16 protein-coding genes and 1 pseudogene are annotated in these 17,152 nt (G+C 64.8%); 8 read left to right on the forward strand and 9 right to left on the reverse strand.

Annotation, left to right across the window (positions count from 1 at the left end; translation table 11 throughout):
- Positions 1 to 24: 24 nt before the first annotated feature.
- A complete protein-coding gene (locus LWC34_RS15930; RefSeq protein ID WP_233725843.1) occupies positions 25 to 492 on the reverse strand; it encodes an Lrp/AsnC family transcriptional regulator in 468 nt (155 codons plus the stop codon).
- Positions 493 to 846: 354 nt separating this feature from the next.
- Between LWC34_RS15930 and LWC34_RS15935 the strand changes: the two are divergent.
- Positions 847 to 1,401: pseudogene (locus tag LWC34_RS15935) on the forward strand (EamA family transporter); the annotation flags it as partial.
- Here the strand turns inward: LWC34_RS15935 and LWC34_RS15940 are convergent.
- Positions 1,330 to 1,698, reverse strand: coding sequence for an Rdx family protein (locus LWC34_RS15940; protein ID WP_233726451.1), 369 nt, complete (start codon positions 1,696 to 1,698; stop codon positions 1,330 to 1,332). The pseudogene LWC34_RS15935 and the gene LWC34_RS15940 overlap by 72 nt on opposite strands.
- A gap of 38 nt (positions 1,699 to 1,736) precedes the next feature.
- On the opposite strand from LWC34_RS15940, the gene LWC34_RS15945 reads away from it, so the two are divergent.
- The 4 genes from LWC34_RS15945 to LWC34_RS15960 all read left to right on the forward strand — a co-directional run bounded on the left by LWC34_RS15945 (position 1,737) and on the right by LWC34_RS15960 (position 7,507).
- Entirely contained in the window at positions 1,737 to 2,471 is a 735-nt protein-coding gene (locus LWC34_RS15945; RefSeq protein WP_233725844.1) for an enoyl-CoA hydratase/isomerase family protein, read from the forward strand.
- Between the two features lie 107 nt (positions 2,472 to 2,578).
- Positions 2,579 to 3,430 carry an IS5 family transposase gene (locus LWC34_RS15950; RefSeq protein WP_233723124.1) on the forward strand — a complete coding sequence of 284 codons (852 nt, stop codon included), beginning with the start codon at positions 2,579 to 2,581 and terminating at the stop codon, positions 3,428 to 3,430.
- Between the two features lie 67 nt (positions 3,431 to 3,497).
- Complete coding sequence (locus tag LWC34_RS15955) at positions 3,498 to 5,879, forward strand: FlgD immunoglobulin-like domain containing protein (protein WP_233725845.1); 2,382 nt, start codon at positions 3,498 to 3,500, stop codon at positions 5,877 to 5,879.
- Complete coding sequence (locus tag LWC34_RS15960) at positions 5,789 to 7,507, forward strand: LamG domain-containing protein (RefSeq protein WP_233725846.1); 1,719 nt, start codon at positions 5,789 to 5,791, stop codon at positions 7,505 to 7,507. The genes LWC34_RS15955 and LWC34_RS15960 overlap by 91 nt, the downstream gene beginning before the upstream one ends.
- Before the next feature lie 43 nt (positions 7,508 to 7,550).
- Here the strand turns inward: LWC34_RS15960 and LWC34_RS15965 are convergent, their stop codons facing one another.
- A complete protein-coding gene (locus LWC34_RS15965; RefSeq protein ID WP_233725847.1) occupies positions 7,551 to 8,819 on the reverse strand; it encodes an epoxide hydrolase family protein in 1,269 nt (422 codons plus the stop codon).
- Positions 8,820 to 8,913: 94 nt separating this feature from the next.
- The gene (locus LWC34_RS15970; protein WP_233725848.1) at positions 8,914 to 9,684 is read right to left on the reverse strand and encodes an SDR family NAD(P)-dependent oxidoreductase; all 771 of its coding nucleotides are present in this window, start codon (positions 9,682 to 9,684) and stop codon (positions 8,914 to 8,916) included.
- Positions 9,685 to 9,784: 100 nt separating this feature from the next.
- On the opposite strand from LWC34_RS15970, the gene LWC34_RS15975 reads away from it, so the two are divergent.
- Positions 9,785 to 12,847 carry an ATP-binding protein gene (locus LWC34_RS15975; protein WP_233725849.1) on the forward strand — a complete coding sequence of 1,021 codons (3,063 nt, stop codon included), beginning with the start codon at positions 9,785 to 9,787 and terminating at the stop codon, positions 12,845 to 12,847.
- On the opposite strand, the gene LWC34_RS15980 is transcribed toward LWC34_RS15975, so the two are convergent.
- From LWC34_RS15980 to LWC34_RS15990, 3 genes are read right to left on the reverse strand one after another with little or no spacing between them, the layout of a single operon-like run.
- The gene (locus LWC34_RS15980) at positions 12,825 to 13,571 is read right to left on the reverse strand and encodes an ABC transporter permease (RefSeq protein ID WP_233725850.1); all 747 of its coding nucleotides are present in this window, start codon (positions 13,569 to 13,571) and stop codon (positions 12,825 to 12,827) included. The genes LWC34_RS15975 and LWC34_RS15980 overlap by 23 nt on opposite strands.
- On the reverse strand, positions 13,568 to 14,509 hold the full coding sequence (locus tag LWC34_RS15985) for an ATP-binding cassette domain-containing protein (RefSeq protein WP_233725851.1): 942 nt from the start codon (positions 14,507 to 14,509) through the stop codon (positions 13,568 to 13,570). The genes LWC34_RS15980 and LWC34_RS15985 overlap by 4 nt, the downstream gene beginning before the upstream one ends.
- A gap of 24 nt (positions 14,510 to 14,533) precedes the next feature.
- Positions 14,534 to 14,956 carry a hypothetical protein gene (locus LWC34_RS15990; RefSeq protein ID WP_233725852.1) on the reverse strand — a complete coding sequence of 141 codons (423 nt, stop codon included), beginning with the start codon at positions 14,954 to 14,956 and terminating at the stop codon, positions 14,534 to 14,536.
- A gap of 248 nt (positions 14,957 to 15,204) precedes the next feature.
- Between LWC34_RS15990 and LWC34_RS15995 the strand changes: the two genes are divergently transcribed.
- Together LWC34_RS15995 and LWC34_RS58815 are read left to right on the forward strand one after the other, a co-directional pair.
- The gene (locus LWC34_RS15995; protein WP_233725853.1) at positions 15,205 to 15,738 is read left to right on the forward strand and encodes a GntR family transcriptional regulator; all 534 of its coding nucleotides are present in this window, start codon (positions 15,205 to 15,207) and stop codon (positions 15,736 to 15,738) included.
- 96 nt (positions 15,739 to 15,834) lie between these two features.
- Complete coding sequence (locus LWC34_RS58815) at positions 15,835 to 16,014, forward strand: GntR family transcriptional regulator (RefSeq protein ID WP_372496499.1); 180 nt, start codon at positions 15,835 to 15,837, stop codon at positions 16,012 to 16,014.
- Between the two features lie 34 nt (positions 16,015 to 16,048).
- Here LWC34_RS58815 and LWC34_RS16000 read toward each other — a convergent pair whose 3' ends face one another.
- Positions 16,049 to 16,483 carry a cupin domain-containing protein gene (locus LWC34_RS16000; protein ID WP_233725854.1) on the reverse strand — a complete coding sequence of 145 codons (435 nt, stop codon included), beginning with the start codon at positions 16,481 to 16,483 and terminating at the stop codon, positions 16,049 to 16,051.
- A 5-nt stretch (positions 16,484 to 16,488) separates the two neighbouring features.
- Positions 16,489 to 17,139: an HAD family hydrolase gene (locus tag LWC34_RS16005; RefSeq protein ID WP_233725855.1), complete on the reverse strand. Its 651-nt coding sequence runs from the start codon at positions 17,137 to 17,139 to the stop codon at positions 16,489 to 16,491.
- Positions 17,140 to 17,152: the final 13 nt, after the last annotated feature.

Raw genomic sequence — 17,152 nt, forward strand, 5'->3', positions numbered from 1 at the left:
AACGCTCGAATCCATGGCGCGACCCTAGCGACGCTTGCCCTTCAGCGGCAGTGGCGATCGCAGCTTCGGCGTGCCGAACGCGAAGGACGTGTCGATCGACGCGAGCGAGGGGATCGTCCGGATCTTGGTGCGCAGCAGGTCCTCGTACCCGGGAAAACTGTCGACGACGACCCTGAGCAGGTAGTCGGCGTCGCCTGCCATCAGGTACACCTCGACGATGTTGTCGATCTCGCGAAACCGCTGCTCGACCTCATCCACCACGTCCGCCGAGTGGGATTCGAGCCGGATCCGGACGAACGCGGTGATCGTGAGCCCGACCGAAGGCGGGTCCACATTCGCCGTATACCCGGTGATGACGCCGTCCCGCTCCAACTGCCGGACCCGGCGCAGGCATGGAGATGGCGACAGCCCGACCCGGTCCGCCAGCTCCTGGTTGGTCAGCCGTCCGTCGGTCTGCAGGTGCGTGAGGATCTTCAGGTCGATGTCGTCCACGATCCATTCTTAGCAGAATCTGCCAATCCAGGCGTCTGTCGAGGCAGAACTAGCAATCATTTGCCAGCCCGAATTACATACCCTGCCAGCATGAAGTCACGGATCGGACTGGCGGCAATGTTGGTCACAGTCACGGTGTGGGCGGCCTTCGCCCTCAGCATCCGAGGAGTCGCGTCCTCGTCCCTGACGCAGGGCGACCTGGCCGTGCTGAGGTTCACGATCCCCGCCCTCGTTCTGCTGCCGTGGCTGCCGCGGACCATCCGCAAATGCCGCACCGCTCCCCTGCCCGCGCTCCCCGTGATCGCACTCGGCGCAGGCCTGCCTCACCTGCTTGTCTCCGAGGCAGGCGGCGCCATGACCACGGCACCGCTCGTCGGATTGGTGATCCCAGGGACTGTCCCACTGTTCGTCAGCATCTTCGCGAGGAAACGCCTCAGCAAAGCCAAAATCGCGGCTCTCGGGTTGATCATCACGGGCGTGGCCGTGACTCTCCTCTTTGGACCCAATGGCGCCCCGGCTGGCGGCGTCGCGTTCCTGCTCGCCGCAGGCGCATTGTGGAGCGCCTACACCGTCGCCTTGCGACGCCTCGACCTGGAACCCGTCGAGGTCGCCGTGCTGATCTCTGGGATTTCCATGCCTTTCGCGATCGCCGCAAGTCTGCTCGACAGCAACATCCTGCGCGGCAACGCAACCCTGCACGACATCGTCACTTTTGGACTCATCCAGGGTATCGCGGTCGGTGTGCTGTCGACCCTTTGCTACTCCTTCGCTGTACGGCGCATCGGATCAGCGACCGCGGCAACTCTCGGCGCCTTGAGCCCTGGGCTGACTGCGATCCTAGCGATCCCCTTGTTCGGTGAGATCCCGGACGGCCCGATGACCGTCAGCCTTGTCCTCATCGTCGCCGGTGTGATCGCTCTCAACGCGCCGATCCGTGTGCCCGAGGCTCCTGCCGGGGGCGATCCTGTCCCGGACCAGCCGCTTGAGCTCGGCGAGATCCGGGAACCCGCCCTGCTGCTTGCGCGACCAGAGCAGGTCACCGTCCAGCCGGACGTCGAAGACCCCGCCTGTCCCGGGGATCAGCGCGACCTCGCCGAGCTCGACGGTGAAGGTGGTCAGCAGTTCCTGTGCGGTCCACCCCGCACGCAGTAGCCAGCGGCATTGCGTGCAGTACTCGATCTCGAGACGAGGATGCCGGGAAGTCATGGTGATCAGTATGCGGCCGCGTACGCCAGGATGAAGCAATGATCGAGGTGACTGACCACGACGGCGTAGCGATCCTGTCGCTCAACCACGGCCCGGTGAACGCGCTTGACCTGGAGATTCTCACCGAGCTGCCCACCGCATTGGCCCGCGTGGCCGATGCCCGAGCGGTGGTGCTGACCGGCGAAGGCCGCTGCTTCTCCGCAGGTGTGGACCTCAAGCGGGTGATCGACGGCGGCGCGGGCTACGTCCAGGAATTCCTCCCGGCGCTCAGCACGGCTGCCTTCGCGTGGTTCACGCACCCGAAACCGACTGTCGCGGCGGTCAACGGGCACGCGTTGGCCGGTGGATGCGTGCTCGGCGCGGCCGCCGACGTGACGCTGATGTCGGGCGGCACGATCGGGCTGACCGAACTGGGCGCCGGAGTGCCCTTTCCGACCGTGCCATTGGAGATCATGCGGTACGCGTGCGCCGCAGTCTCATCGCTTGTGCTGACAGCCAAGACAATCGGCCTAGCCGAGGCGGTCAGTATCGGGCTGGTTGATCAGGCCGTCATCCCCGAAGAGCTGATGTCCACGGCACTCAAGCATGCGCGGAAACTTGCCGCTGTTCCCGCGGATGTCTATGCGCTGAGCAAGAAGCAGCTGCAACAGCCTGCCGTGCAACGCATCGAGACGTTGCGGGAACAGGACGATCCCGGGGTGACCGAGATCTGGGGATCGCCCGCGACACGGGACTTCCTTGCCGAGTTCATGCGCTCGCTCGGCCGTAAGTAGGGCCGCTCGGGCCGGGCGGCGCGACCACCGGGCACCCTAAGAGGGCATCTGATCTTGGTTGGGGCGATATGTCTGTGTCGGGTGACGGCTGATACCTTGATCAACTTGTGGGGTCCCGGCGTGCGTACCGCAGCGACTTGTCCGATACTCGCTGGGCGTTGATCGAGCCAACGCTGACGGCGTGGCGTGCTGCCCGGCGTGGGCCGGGAACCGTGATGCGCGTGCATGACTTGCGGGAGATCGTGAACGCGATCCTGTACGTGTGCCGGACCGGGATCGCCTGGGAGTATCTGCCGCACGACTTCCCGCCCTGCAAGACGGTTTATGACTACTACGCCAAGTGGGAAGCCGATGGCACAACGGAAACGCTGCATGACCTGTTGCGTGACCAAGTCCGCGTCGCGAAAGGCCGCGCTGCTGCCCCGACGGCGGCGATCATCGACTCGCAGAGCGTGAAAACCTCCTGCAATGTCAGCGAATCCAGTCAGGGTATCGACGCGGGCAAGAAGATCAAGGGCCGCAAACGGCACATCGCCACCGATGTGCTCGGCCTGCTGCTGGCGGTAATCGTGACCGCGGCGTCGGTGCAGGATTCCGCTGGCGGGCAACAGGTTCTCGATCATCTCGCCGCTGCGCATCCGACCGTGTCGGCGGCATGGGTGGACGGTGGCTACAACAACACAGTCATCCGTCATGGAGCCCAGCGGGGTATCCGGGTTGAGGTCGTCAAACGCCCTTCTGCCAAGGGATTCCACGTGTTGCCCCGGCGGTGGGTAGTGGAGCGCAGTCTGGGCTGGCTGATGCAACACCGCCGACTCGCGCGCGACTACGAAGCCCTGCCCCAGCGGTCGCGCACGATGGTCCACTGGGCGATGACTAACATAATGAGCCGCACCCTGACCGGGGAATCCACCCAAACCTGGCGAAACGATCCACCCAAAGCAGACATTCTTGCCTAACTAAGATCAGATGCCCTCTAAGGGGTAGATCGTCGACATGGTCGGCGCGTGGTCCAAGTATGAACCCATGCGCTACGCATTCAAACGGGCGACCGTTCTCGGGATCACGGTGTTGACCGCCGTGGCCCCGGTCGTGGTTGCCGCCCCTGCTGTCGCGGACGGCCGCGTCATCGGGACCGTCCAAATGGGGACGAACTCCCGATTGTCGGCCGCGATCTACGACGAACGGGGCCAACTCGTCCGCCATCTCTACGACCTCGCGCCCAGATCCGGTACCGTACAGCTCAAATGGGACGGGAAGCACGACGAAGGCTACGACGTCCCCAAAGGCAAGTACAACTGGCGCGCCGCGACCACCGGCGCCGTCGGCTCGTACGACGGCAGTGCCGGTGACAACGGCAAGCCGGTCGAGGGCGAATCCTTGGACTTCACCGAGAATCCCGGCAATGCCACGGCCGTCGCGTACGGACCCGAAGGCGACCTCTACACCGTGTCGAGGTACGAGGAAACCGCCAACCACGTCCGCCGGTACTCGCCTGCGGACATCGCGACGGGCAAGCAGAAGTGGCTTGCTGCCACCGGATGGGACCAACGAGGCCACGCCGTCACGGCCGACGACAAGTACGTCTACAACGCGGGCTGGGGCAATGGCTCCAACAACTCCAATCACTTCTACCAGATCTATCGGCACGCGGCCGACACCGGCCGGACCGTGAACTGGAGCGGCAAACCCATCGAGTTGAAGGCGGGATGGAAGTCGGGCGACCAGGTGGTCACCGGTCTCGCCGTGGACGCGACGCACCTCTGGGTCTCCGACGCCATCAACAACCAGCTTCGCGTGTACGACAAGGAAACCGGCGCGCCAGCGCCGATCCTTGGCGGCCAGAGCACGATGCCGCTCACCGATCCACGTGGGATCGTGACCGACGGTGCCGGGCGGTTCTGGGTCGTGACCGGCAACGAAGTCCGGCATTACACCTACGATGCCACGGCCAAGAACCTCAAACAGACCAACAGCATCACGCAACTGGATCGCCCCTATGGTCTGGCATGGGACCGGTCCGGCGGTAAGTCCATTCTGTACGTGTCCGAAATAGGCACTGGCAACATCAAGCGGTACAACCTCGCTTTGGGCATCCCATTGCAGGTACTGCCCGCGTGGTCGTTCTCGAACATGGCCGGTGCTGGCAAAGTCAGTGACACCACGTTCGGCTGGAAGTACGACACCGCCTCGGCAGTGCCCGGCGGTGACGCCGCCATCGCGGTCTCCCCGGACGGCAAAACCCTTGCCGTGGTCGACTACTGGAACAGCCGCACTCTGTTCTACGACACGGCAACGGCTACCGCCAAAGAGGAACGTCTGCAGAGCAACAACAACCCGCAGCCCGATGTGGACGTGCTCGCCGGCGAAGACCGGATGACAAGCCAGAGCTACGAGTACACAGTAGACTTCACGAAGCCGAACGCCGCCCACGGATACACATGGGACCTGACGGCGAACTGGAAGCCGACAGACGACCTCAAGTCCGAGTACACCGCCTCGACCTCTGTACTACGCAAGATCAACGGCAACGAGTACCTGTACGTGTTCGTCAACCCCCGCTGTACCGTGCCGAACAACCAGAACTGCGGGGACCTGCAGCCAGGAACGTTCGCCTATGGCGGCGTCATCGTCTACCGGCTGAACACCGAAGGTCCTGGTCGCGGCATGAAACGGATCGCCCAGATCCGCAAGCACATCCCCGACCCCGGGCCGCGTACCGAGATCGAAACCAAGAACAAGCACCTGACGATCACCAACGACACCAACGGAAACGGCGTCCTCGACAACGACGCGACGCCAGGTGACGTCGCCGATCCCACCAACAACAAGGGTTACATCGTCGGCAACCCGTCGGTTTCGGTGGACAGCACGGGTACGATCTGGTTCGCGAACGCGGCCACATACGACACCGCACACCACTCGGGTGTCGGCCGCCTGAAGGTCAACAGCTTCGACGCGCAGGGCGACCCGGTGTACCGAATCGCCGACTTCACTGTGCCGGACCAGACTTCCTACGACATCGACCTCGGGACCGGGTCTCCAGTGGAGCTTCCCAGCAGACCGCGTACGACGTCACGAACAACCGGCTGTACACCACAGTGGACACCGACGAGTTCAACCCGATCGCCAACGCGGGCGGCAACGCGGTCCGGATCATCGACCTCAAGCCCGGTGGCCAGCAGACGACGATCAGCGGACGAGCCCGCCTTGACGGCCCTCTGCACCTGCTGCGGGACTCCGTCACCGGCCTCGCCGTCGACGGCGCCGGTTTCTTCTACACTGGCGGCAACTCCGGTGAAGGCCAGCGGGTTTCCATGCACACATGGGACGGTCTGCCGATCGCCCGTGCCTTCTCCCCCTTGCCGGCAATCGCGCCTGGATGGTTTGACCGTGGCCAGTCACTGACCGCGTTCAAGCGCAGCAACGGAGTCCATTACGCCTACTCACAGGACAACTGGTACGGAACCAATCAGCGTTACGCGTTCAGCAACGTCGCCAGCACGCAACGCTCGGGCAGCGACCCGGCGACCGGTTCCACCCTCGGCGCGTTCGACTGGGCAGGCACGGCAACCACGAACGACTTGATCGGCTGGTGGCGGCTCGACGCGGGCCGCACAAAGGCGGAGTACGTCACCGACAGCTCGGGCGGCGGCCATTGGGGCCTGTATGAGAAGGCTCCGGAACAACCCAACTGGTGGCGTCCGGCCGGCAGCATCGACGCCGACGGCGTGCACGCCGGAAGCCTGGCGTTCACGGGCCAGAACGCGGTGAACTTCGGCCAGGAGAGCCGAGGCGCGAAACCGGACACCATGGCCGACAATCCGGACAATCCGGCATTGAGTGTTGGAACGTGGTTCAACACCAAGGCATCCGGCGTTCTCGTCGCGTACCAGAACGCTTGGGCGCGCGAGGCCGGGCCGCCACCAACCGCCTCCGCACCTGCGCTCTACGTCGGCCAGGATGGCAAGCTGCGTGGCGGAGCGCTGACGGCCGCTGGATGTGCTACGCCGCAAGTAGTTTCACCGGCTGCCGTCAACGACGGGAAGTGGCACCACGCGGCACTGGTGGCAACCAAGACCGGCCAGACGCTGTATATCGACGGGAAACCGGTCGGCACCATCCCCTGTGGACGGGTCACCGGCGGCCTGGGCTTCACCGTGCTGGGCAAGGGATACACGACGCGAACCGGTGGCACCTGGCCGTCGACTCCTGGCGGGTATTTCTCTTACACCGGTTCGCTTGACGACGTCCGGATGTACCGCAAAGAACTGTCCGCTTCGGACGTCCAGGCCCTGGCAACGAAGCCAGTACCGTCAGGTCCCTTGGCGCACTGGAAGTTCGACGAGGCAAGCGGAACCACTGCGGCGGATGCCAGTGACCACGGCAAAGAAGCCACCGCCGCAGGTACAACATGGCAACCACAAGGCGGCCGGAACGGTGGCGGCGCGATTGCCTTTGACGGCACCACGTCACGGGTGACAGTGCCGAGCACCATGACGACCTTCGCTCCGGCCAGCATCGCGGTCTGGGTCAAAACGACCAAGGGTGGCCCGGTCCTCGGCGACCAACGCGGCCCGTATCCGACCAAGATGGTCGATCACTGGTTGATGTCCGGTGTTGCCGAGCGTCCGTACAACGAGACGATCTCGATCCTGCCGGACGGCTCGGTACGAACCCAGGTCGTGTCGGTGTCGCTCACCGGTCGTCCCAAGTCAGGCGCGAGCCTGCTGGACGGCGGATGGCACCACATCGTGGTGACGGCGCAACCCAAGCGAAACCCCACCCCGGTTGCGTCCAAACCGGACGAACCGGTCTACACCAGCACCCTGTACATCGACGGCCAGCAAGTCGCGCAGGGCCCGGTGGCCCCGACCGACCAAGGCGGTTACGCGAAGATGCGGCCGAACGCCCAGTTCGGTGCGGCCAGGGACGCGGCGAACAAGTGGAGCTACTTCAACGGTTGGATTGATGACGCCAAGATCTACGACCGTGTGCTGACTGCCGAGGACGTACAGCAGCTGTTCAGCTCGTGACCACCGTGGCCCGGCATCGCTCCCGCGGTGCCGGGCCACCGGCTCACTTCCTCCGAAGTGGACGGAACGCGGCGCGGATCTCCCGGCTGAACAGCTCGGGTTCCTCCCACGCGGCGAAGTGACCGCCCTTGTCCACCTCGTTGAAGTAAATGAGCTTGTGGTAAGCGCGTTCGGCCCAACTGCGCGGCGCGCGATAGATCTCGCCGGGGAACACCGTGATGCCAGCGGGAATGTCGATGTCCACCGCGTTGAAGTTGTTCGCGTTGTTCTCCCAGTACAACTGAGCCGACGAGATCGCGGTGCCGGTGAGCCAGTAGAGCGTGATGTCGTCGAGCATCTCGTCCCGGGTGAGCGAGCGCTCCGGTTCACCGCCGCTGTAGGTCCACTGCGCGAACTTGTCGTACATCCACGCGGCCAAGCCCACTGGCGAGTCGATCAGTCCATAACCGACAGTCTGCGGACGCGTGACCATCATCGCGGAATAGCCGGTGTTCTTGCGATAGAACTCATCCAGCGCGTCGAAGGCCCGCTTCTCGTCCGGTTTGAGGTTTTTCGGGGCCGGTTCCCCATCATTGAGGATCTTGGCGATGTCCGGCGGGACGGTCGCGGGCATGTTGATGTGGATCCCGAGCAGCCCAGCCGGTTTCTGGGCCGCGAGCTTGTCGGAGATCACCGCACCCCAGTCACCGCCCTGCGACACGTACTGCTCGTAACCGAGGCGCCGCATCAACTCCTGCCACGCCCGCGCGGTCCGGTCAGGACCCCAGCCAGGTTTGGTCGGGATTTCGGAGAACCCGTAGCCAGGCATCGACGGAATCACCAGGTGGAAGGCATCCTCGGCCTTACCGCCGTGGGCGGTCGGGTCACTCAGTGGCCCGATCACCTTGAGCAGCTCAGCGACGGACCCCGGCCATCCGTGCGTGATGATCAGCGGCAACGCGTCCCGATGCTGGGACCGGACGTGCAGGAAGTGGATATCCAGCCCGTCGATCCGGGTTTTGAACTGGGGGAACGAGTTCAGCCTCGCCTCGAACCGGCGCCAGTCGTACTTGGTGGTCCAGTGGTCGACCAGCGCTTTCAGCTTCGCGAGCTGGACACCTTGGGACTGATCGGACACGGTTTGGCTGCCCGGCCACCGCGTCGCAGCGAGCCTGCGGCGCAAGTCGTTGAGTTGTCCCTGCGGAACGGCGACCTTGAACGGCCGGATCGCCGTACTGGATTCCGTGGCTGCTTCGGCATGTCCGGACAGCGACACCGCCGCGACCGCGGCCGCCGACGTGCCGATGAACGTACGCCGTGGCATGTCTGTCATTGTTCGTCTCCATCGATCGACGCGGCGCCACCCGACGACGCCTGCCTGAGACGAATGCTGACCCCGCGATGTTGACGACGGATTGACGATTCGTCTACACGAGAGCCGACCCCATTCCGGTCAGTTGGGAACTGACATCCCACAGCCGTTCGACCGAGCGCCGGTCCTGCACTTCGGCGGACGTCGGCGCGAGACGAAGATGCTCGTCGTAGTAGCCGCCATTGATCACGCGCATCGAGCACAGGCGCGCGACGATCGCGGCGTCATCGCTCGGCCTGCCCAGTCCGGGGTGGACACTCACCGCCTTGACGCCGACCGGACCGAATTCCGGAAGCGCGTTGGCGAACATGGCCATCGCCAGCTTCGACTGGGCGTACGCGGCCCCACGCGTGTAGCGGCTGTTCCTGTTGAGGTCGAGCCAGTGGATGTTCGAGCCGCGGTGCACAGTGGACGACACGTTGACGATCCTGGCGTTGGCAAGGCACCGTTCCAGCATCGTCGTCAACAGATAGTGGGACAGGTAGTTCACCTGGAAGGTGCGCTCGTGGCCGTCCTCGGTCAGCACGCGTTTGTGGTCGCCCGCGGTGGAGGCGTTGTTCACCAGGATGTCGATCTGGGGATGCGCGTCGGCGATGAGGTGCGCCATCGTCGCGACCTCGGTGAACCTGGCGAAGTCGGCGACCGCCAGATCCAGCCGCGCGGGGTTCACGCCGTCCTTCACCAAGCGCCGCAACGCGGCTTCGCCACGTTCGTCGGAACGGGCATGGACGATGACCGCACAACCTTCCGCAGCGAGCAGACGAGCGGTTTCGTAGCCGATGCCATCAGTCGCGCCAGTAATCAACGCAGTACGAACTAGAGTCACACTTCAGCTAACACCCGCCTGAACCACTGGGTGACGCGCCCATACACCATCTTGACACGATCACGCTCCGGATTGACGCGCCTCGAACTACCCTTACCCAGTGGCCGTCGATCTGATCCTGTTGTCGCGAGTGTCCTACTGCGGCAAAGAGATCACCGGCCCACGGATGCGTAACCTGTTCGCCGCGCTCGCGGGCGACCTGCGGACCGGGTGCAGCGCGGCGCGCCTGGTCAACGAGCTCTGGCCGGACCAGCAGCCGGAGAAGCCAGCCAAGGCGCTGCAGATCCTCGTCTCACGCGCCCGCTCGCAACTGGGCAGCGACCTGATCGTGAGCACACCGACCGGCTACCGGCTGTCGCTGAACGAAGACCAGGTCGACACCTCGGCCGTACTGCTCAGCGCCTCCGCGAGCGCCCAGTGCTACCGCGAAGGCGACCACGCCGCGGCCCTGACGCACGCTGAAGCGGGCCTCGCGTGTTGGGACGGCGCCGAGCCGAGTGACGACCTGGTGGATCCGCTGTCGATGCTGCGTGCCGAACGGGTGAGCACATACCGTTCCCTGGTCCGGATGCGCGCGATGGCGCTGTCACGGCTGGGGCGTCACGCGGACGCCGTCGAGCCGCTCATCGAGGTGTTCCGCGAGCGGCCTCGTGACGAAGAAGTGCTCCTGGAGTTGCTGCGCTCTGAATCGGCGACAGCCGGGCCATCGGCGGCGATAACGAGATACGAGTCCTACCGGCGTTCCCTGCGCGACGAGCTGGGCACCGACCCAGGCCACGGCCTGCAGGACATGCACCAGCAGCTGCTGCACGGGTCCCTGCCGGTCCGCGCGACTGTCCCGGCCGACCCCAATCCCATGGTCGGCCGTGACGCCGACATCGCCGCCGTGACCAGCATGATCTCCAGCTCACGGGTCACTTCGATCGTTGGCCCCGGCGGGCTTGGCAAGACACGCCTCGCCTACGCCGTCAGCCGCCAGGTCACGCAGCAGGCCGTCTACCTCGTGGCGTTGGCGGGCGTCGCCGCCGATGAGGAGGTTATCGGCGCGGTCTCGTCAGCCCTGGGTGTCGGCGGGAAGGCGTCCGAGGCGGTCAGCGGCATCGCCACCGCTGTCGGCAACGGCCCGACCCTGCTGGTGCTCGACAACTGCGAACACGTCGTCCACGGCGTCGCCGAGCTCGTCCAAGCGCTGGTCGCGATGCGCGCGGACCTGAGCGTGCTCACCACGAGCCGCGCGCCGCTCGGTATCTCCTCTGAGTCGGTGTACTTGTTGCCAGAGCTCAGCCTGCGGGCGAGCATGGAGTTGTTCGTCAACCGCGCGAAGGCCGCACGCTCCACTGTGGACCTGAACCCGGCCGCTGTCGAAGACATCTGCCGCAAGCTGGACGGGTTGCCGCTCGCACTGGAACTGGCCGCGGCGCGGGTGCCGGTGATGTCCATTGCCGACATCGCGGCACGGTTGGCAGACCGCTTCGCGTTGCTGCGCAGTGGTGCCAGGGACGCGCCCGAACGCCACCGCACGCTGCAGGCCGTGATCGACTGGAGCTGGAACCTGCTCGATGCCGGATGCCAAGCCGCGATGCGGGCGTTGTCGATCTTCCCCGACGGGTTCACCGCCGACGCCGCGCAGCACATGCTCGAAGCCGGAGACGTGCTGGACGTGCTCACCCAGCTGACCCAGCAATCCCTGCTCAAAGTCACCGACACGCCGTCAGGCACGCGGTACCGGATGCTGGAGACAGTGCGCGAGTTCAGCACCGCGCGCATGGAGCCCGGCGAAGTCGAGAAGGTGACCAGGCGTTTCGTCGAATGGGCGCGTGATTTCGGGATCGCGCACCACGAAGCGCTGTTCGAAACCCACCCCGCACCGCTGGCCAACATGCTGCGCGCGGAACAGGACAATCTCCAGCTGGCCCTGCGGCACGCGCTCGACCTGCACGACAGCGTGACCGTGGCGGCGACCACATCGACTCTCGGCATGTTGTGGCTCGTGGAGTCCAACTTCGCCCGGCTCGCGTGGCTGATCACCCAGTCCGAATGGATCCTGTCCCACGCCCGGCCGCAACCGGCGCACGTCGGCATCGTCCGGATGGCAGCGGCCGTGTCCGCCCTGTACGCCTTCATCATCAGCGGTCCACATGCGACTCGATCGACGGTCACGTTGCGCCGCCTGCCATCGGGCTCGCCGCGGACATTCGCTGGCGCCATCCAAGAGATCGTGCGCACCGATGATCCGTCATCACTGTGCGACCGCGATGAACCGATGCTGGCGGTCATGGCGTGCTTGACCGTGACGTTTCTCCGTCAGGTGAGCGGCGATATGGCCGGTGCGCTGGCCATGTCCGAGCGGACGTTGACCGTGGCCAAGGCAATACCCGGTCCGCTGATGACGGCCATGGCCCACTCCCGCGTCGGTGAGCTGTATCTGAAGGCTGATCAAGGTGCGCGGGCGCAACGACACCTGGCCACGGCGTTGTCGTTGCTCGGCGACATGATGACGACCGCAGGCGCCATCCGTGGCACCTGGGCGCTGACCATGGCCAGTCTCCAGACGGGCGACCTCGACACGGCCGAGCGCTTGGTCGAGGAAGTCGCCTTGCTGGGCGGGCATGATGTGGTCGGCTTGGCCATCCGCAGCGAACTGATGCTGGCTCGTGGTCAGATCGACGCTGGCCTGCGCTCATGGCGGCGAGTGGTCGACCGGATGAGCACAACCGACGACCTGGTGCTCGGCATCGAGCGGTCCATCCAGGAAGCCTGGTGGCTGGAGACGCACGCGGCCAGCCTCACCGCGCACGCCCAACACGGCCGCCTCGCCGTGGTCCAAGACACCGCGCAAATTCTTCGAGAAGTCCTGACAGACATTCTCACCAACCGCCCGTCCCCGCCGAATTTCCCTTGCTACGGAACGGTGTTGCTTGCGATCGCCACAGTCCTCATCAACTCGGGACGGCCGCGAGAGGGCGCCCGAATGACCGCCTTGGCCGAGGCTTTCCAGTTCTCGCACGGATTCCAGCCGACCCTGGCGCCTGCCCGTGCCCGCGCGGCGGCCGAACAAGCAGACCAGCAGGCGTACGCCGAGGCGCAGGCGACGTACGCCAAACTGGACACTCACTCGCTACCAGCAGCAGCCCTTGCCGCTATCGCACAGGATCGCGGTTGAACAGCGCACGCGCCCAGAAGTAACCACCCACGGCCATCACCACACACCACCCAACCGCGAAAACCCCACTGTTGCCGATCGGCGTCCCGGTGAGCAATCCACGCAAAGTCTCGATGACCGGCGTGAACGGCTGGTTGTCGGTGAACCACCGCACGCCATTTGGCATCGTCCGCGTTGGCGCGAAAGCACTGCTGACGAACGGAAGGAACACCAAGGGAAACGTAGCAAAGCTCGCCCCTTCGGGAGTCTTGGCGGCAAGTCCAAACGCGACAGTCAACCACGTCATCGCCAAGGCGACGAGGAGAACCAACCCCGCCGCCCCAAGCCACTCCACAAAGCCCGCGTTCGGCCGAAACCCCATCAGCAGCATGACGCAGACGACCACCGTGACGGACACCACCGTGCGAATCACGCTGCCCACCACATGCCCGGTAAGCACCGCGGTCCGGCTGATGGCCATCGTCCGAAACCGCGCGATGATCCCGGCCGTCATGTCGTTGGCCACACCGATCGCCGTCGACGAAACGCCGTATCCCATGGTGAGCATGAGGATGCCGGGAGCGATGTAGTCGATGTAGTCGACGCCGACACTGAAGGCGCCACCGAAGATGTAGACGAAGATCAGCAACAGCAGGATCGGTACCATCAGCGACCCGAACAGCGTGGTCGGATTGCGCATCGTGTGCCGAAGGTTGCGCCCGAGCATGAGGGTCGAGTCGATCATCGGACAACCTCCTGCTGCTTGTGCCCGGTGAGTGCGAAGAAGACGTCATCGAGATCCGGCGTGTGCACGGACAGCTCCTCAACCTCAACCCCGGCGGCATCAAGCCGGTCAAGCACCTGCCGCAACACCCGCACCCCACCATCACTCGGCACCTGCAACGCGAGCCCCTCGTCATCCCGCGAAACCCTGCCGAGCAACCGCCCTGCGGCATCCAGACTCGGCACATCCGCGAACCGCAACCGGACGTGTCCGCCCGGAACCCGCCGTTTGAGCTCGTCAGGAGTGCCCTGTGCGACCAACGTGCCCTGATCGAGCACGGCGATCCGGTCCGCGAGCTGATCCGCCTCCTCCAGGTACTGAGTGGTGAGGAAGATCGTGACCCCATCAGCGGCCAATTCCCGGATCCGCTGCCACATTGTCCGCCTGCTGCGTGGATCCAACCCGGTGGTCGGCTCATCGAGAAAGATCACCCTCGGCTTGCCGACCAGCGTCATCGCCAGGTCGAGCCGTCGCCGCATCCCACCGGAATACGTGCTGGCCATCTTGCTGGCAGCTTCGGTCAAGTCGAACTGCGCCAGCAGTTCCTCGGCCCGTCGCCTGCCCGCTTCCCGCCCAAGCCGGTGCAACCCGGCCATGAGAACAAGGTTCTCGGTCCCGGTGAGCAGCGTGTCGACTGCCGAGAACTGGCCAGTGACCCCGATCGACGCCCGCACGTCATCGGGCGCGTTCGCCAAGTCATGCCCAGCGATGCGCACCTGGCCGCCATCCGGCCGGATCAAGGTGGAGAGTATGTGCACGGTCGTGGTCTTCCCGGCACCATTGGGCCCGAGCAGGGAGAAAATCGACCCCTCGGCGATGTCCAGGTCGATCCCGTCGAGCACGACCTTGTCACCGAACGACTTACGCAGCCCACTGGCCACGATCGCCGCTCCGCTCATCGCCCCTCCTTTCGTAGTTCGTGGCTACGAGGATGCGGGGCGGACGGTTTGCGGCGGTTTCACCGCGGTTTCACGAGGTTTCATGGCCATCGCGAAAACCACCGCGGGAAGGACGACGGTCGTAACCAAGTTGGTGATGGTCAGCATGGTCGCGTCAGCAGCACTCATGTGATCCATCCGAAGGATGTGGAACACCATGTGTGGCAGGCCGAACACGAACAACGCCCCTGCGCTGACGCGGACCATGGTCGGAGTCAGCGTGATCGCGGCGACGATGAAAAACAGGGTCATTCCGAGGTTCATGAAGCCGTAGTCGCGCACCAGATGCTCGTTGTACGGCGGCAGCATCGCCATCCAGGACGCTCCCAGACGCGCCCACGCCCAGTCGACCACGCGGGCGTGCGGGGCCATCAGGATGTTCAATGACTGCAAGTCCGTGTGCAGCACTGGCCTCGACAGTCCAATGCAACGCGATGGCCAATGCTTGGTCCACCACGCGGACTACCAAAGCCGGTTCGTATCCCTCCTCCATGGCAACCCGCTGGGTCAACCGCGCGAACAACTCTCCCGTCGCCAACGAACGGCCTGTCAGTCGATCCACTGCGACAGCGGTCATCGTCTCGTCCCCAGGCTTACTGCCTTTCAACTAAGGTCGACATCCACAGCGCAGCCCCACGAGCACGAGGAGCAGAGCAATGACCTCCGCCGGTCCGTGGACAAGTGTGTCAATGCCCTACGTGACCGCACGCCCCAGTGACGCATGGGGCGCTGAGGCTGCCGAGCACGGAGGCAAGGGAACCCAGAAGCTGCTAAGCGTCGACGAGGTCGAAGCATCCGCGATGATCGCCGACGTGCTGAGCCTGGCCGCTCGGGAGCCGGTTGTCGTGCGGCGCCGTCTCATGCTATTCAACGAGCACCCGGTCGAGCTCGTGGACTCGTACTATCCGGCGACCATCGCCCGAGACACTGCACTCGCCGAACATCGCAAAATCCGCGGCGGCGCCGTCGCATTCCTGGCGGAACTCGGCTACCCGCCTCGCCACGTGCGCGAGGACATCAGCGCCCGCCTGGCGACACCAGAGGAACAGACCGCGCTGCAGTTGGATGGTCCGTCCTGCGTGCTGCTGCTCTCCCGCACCCTCATGACCAACAACCAACTGCCGGTCGAAGCCAGCGTCATGACGATGGTGGCCGACGGGCGGCGGCTGCGCTACGAGCTGACACCATGACCACCTCAACGAGCGCACCCGGAGTCGGCTCTGCCTCGCGCACATGACAACCGGCCGCGGCACCAGCTGATCGCCGCGGAACTGCGCGACCTCATCATGCGCGGCGAACTCCCTCCAGGCACTCAACTGCCGTCCACCGCGCAACTGGTCGAGCGATACGACGCGGCCCACGCCATCATCCAACACGCGCTCAAAACCTTCAAAGACGAAGGCTTCCTCGACAACCGCGTCGGCATAAGGCGTCTACGTCCGCGACCGCCAACCCTTCGTCATTGACGCCGCGCACAGAGTTTTGTGACACGAGAAGGAATCAGCTGGCACAGACCGGCGCGGGCGCGTCCTCAGACGGCGGGCTCCCCGTAGGCAATACGTAGAGGACCTTCAGCGCGGTCGGCTCCGGACCAAGGTTCTTGCCGATGTGCACCGCGTCAGCACCCGGCGGCTCGTAAACCGGCGCCCCCTTGGGATACACACCGTCGACCGCACACGAGTCGTCATAGTGAGTGAGAGTGCCCGCGACGATCACTGCGTACAGTGGACCGTCGTGGTAGTGCCAACCCGTGCTTCCACCAGGCTGAATAGTGATCTCTTTGCCGATGTAGTCAGTGCCATCGACGGTGAACTTGAACAGTTCCTTGGCGCTGACACCCGAACCAGGAGTCGCTGAAGCCCCAACCGCGGTCCCAGTCAGCACCGAGGCGGTCAGTGCGCAGGCAGTGGCCGCCCGCGAAATAACGTTGCCCATGAACCTTAGGACCGGATGGCCCCAGGTTTTGTGACACCGTCGCCATCGAGTGCCGCAAGCCAAGGGTTCGGTGGGGTTTCGGGCACGGGAGGCAAAACAACAGCGTGCTGGCGGACGGTGTCGACCCCAGCGGCCTGGGCAGCGGCGAGATCCACATCCGTACTGCCGATGAAGACGCACGATTCCACAGGGCGGGTACCTGCGGCCAAGGTGATGAGGTCCGGCGCGGGCGGCAAGATCGCACGATCAGGCCCGGAGCGTCCGGCGACCTGGTGCACGTACTGCTCCAACCCATGCAACACAAGGAAAGCACGAACCGCCGAAACGTCCAAACTGGTCACCACAGTCACCCGGGTACCCGCCGCGACGGCCACAGCCAACGCATCATGAACGCCCGGCGTGACCCCAGCGGCGCTCACGAGCGAGTGCTCGATCCGGCATAGCTGGGCATAAACCGCCCGCGCGGTGGCTGGACCAATTGTCGCCGCATGCGAGAGGACGATGAACGGGTCATCCGTGCGACGAACCTTCCGCGGCAACGGCGCATCGGCGATCAGCACCCGCAGACGGGAAGCGGGAGAAGACAGAACAGGCAGCTGCGCGATGGGCCCATCGAAGGCCACAAGTAAGTGATCTCGCTCAGTCAGCACGTCCATAACACCCATAATG

The organism is Kibdelosporangium philippinense, assembly GCF_021390435.2.
Classification (GTDB): Bacteria; Actinomycetota; Actinomycetes; order Mycobacteriales; family Pseudonocardiaceae; genus Kibdelosporangium; species Kibdelosporangium philippinense.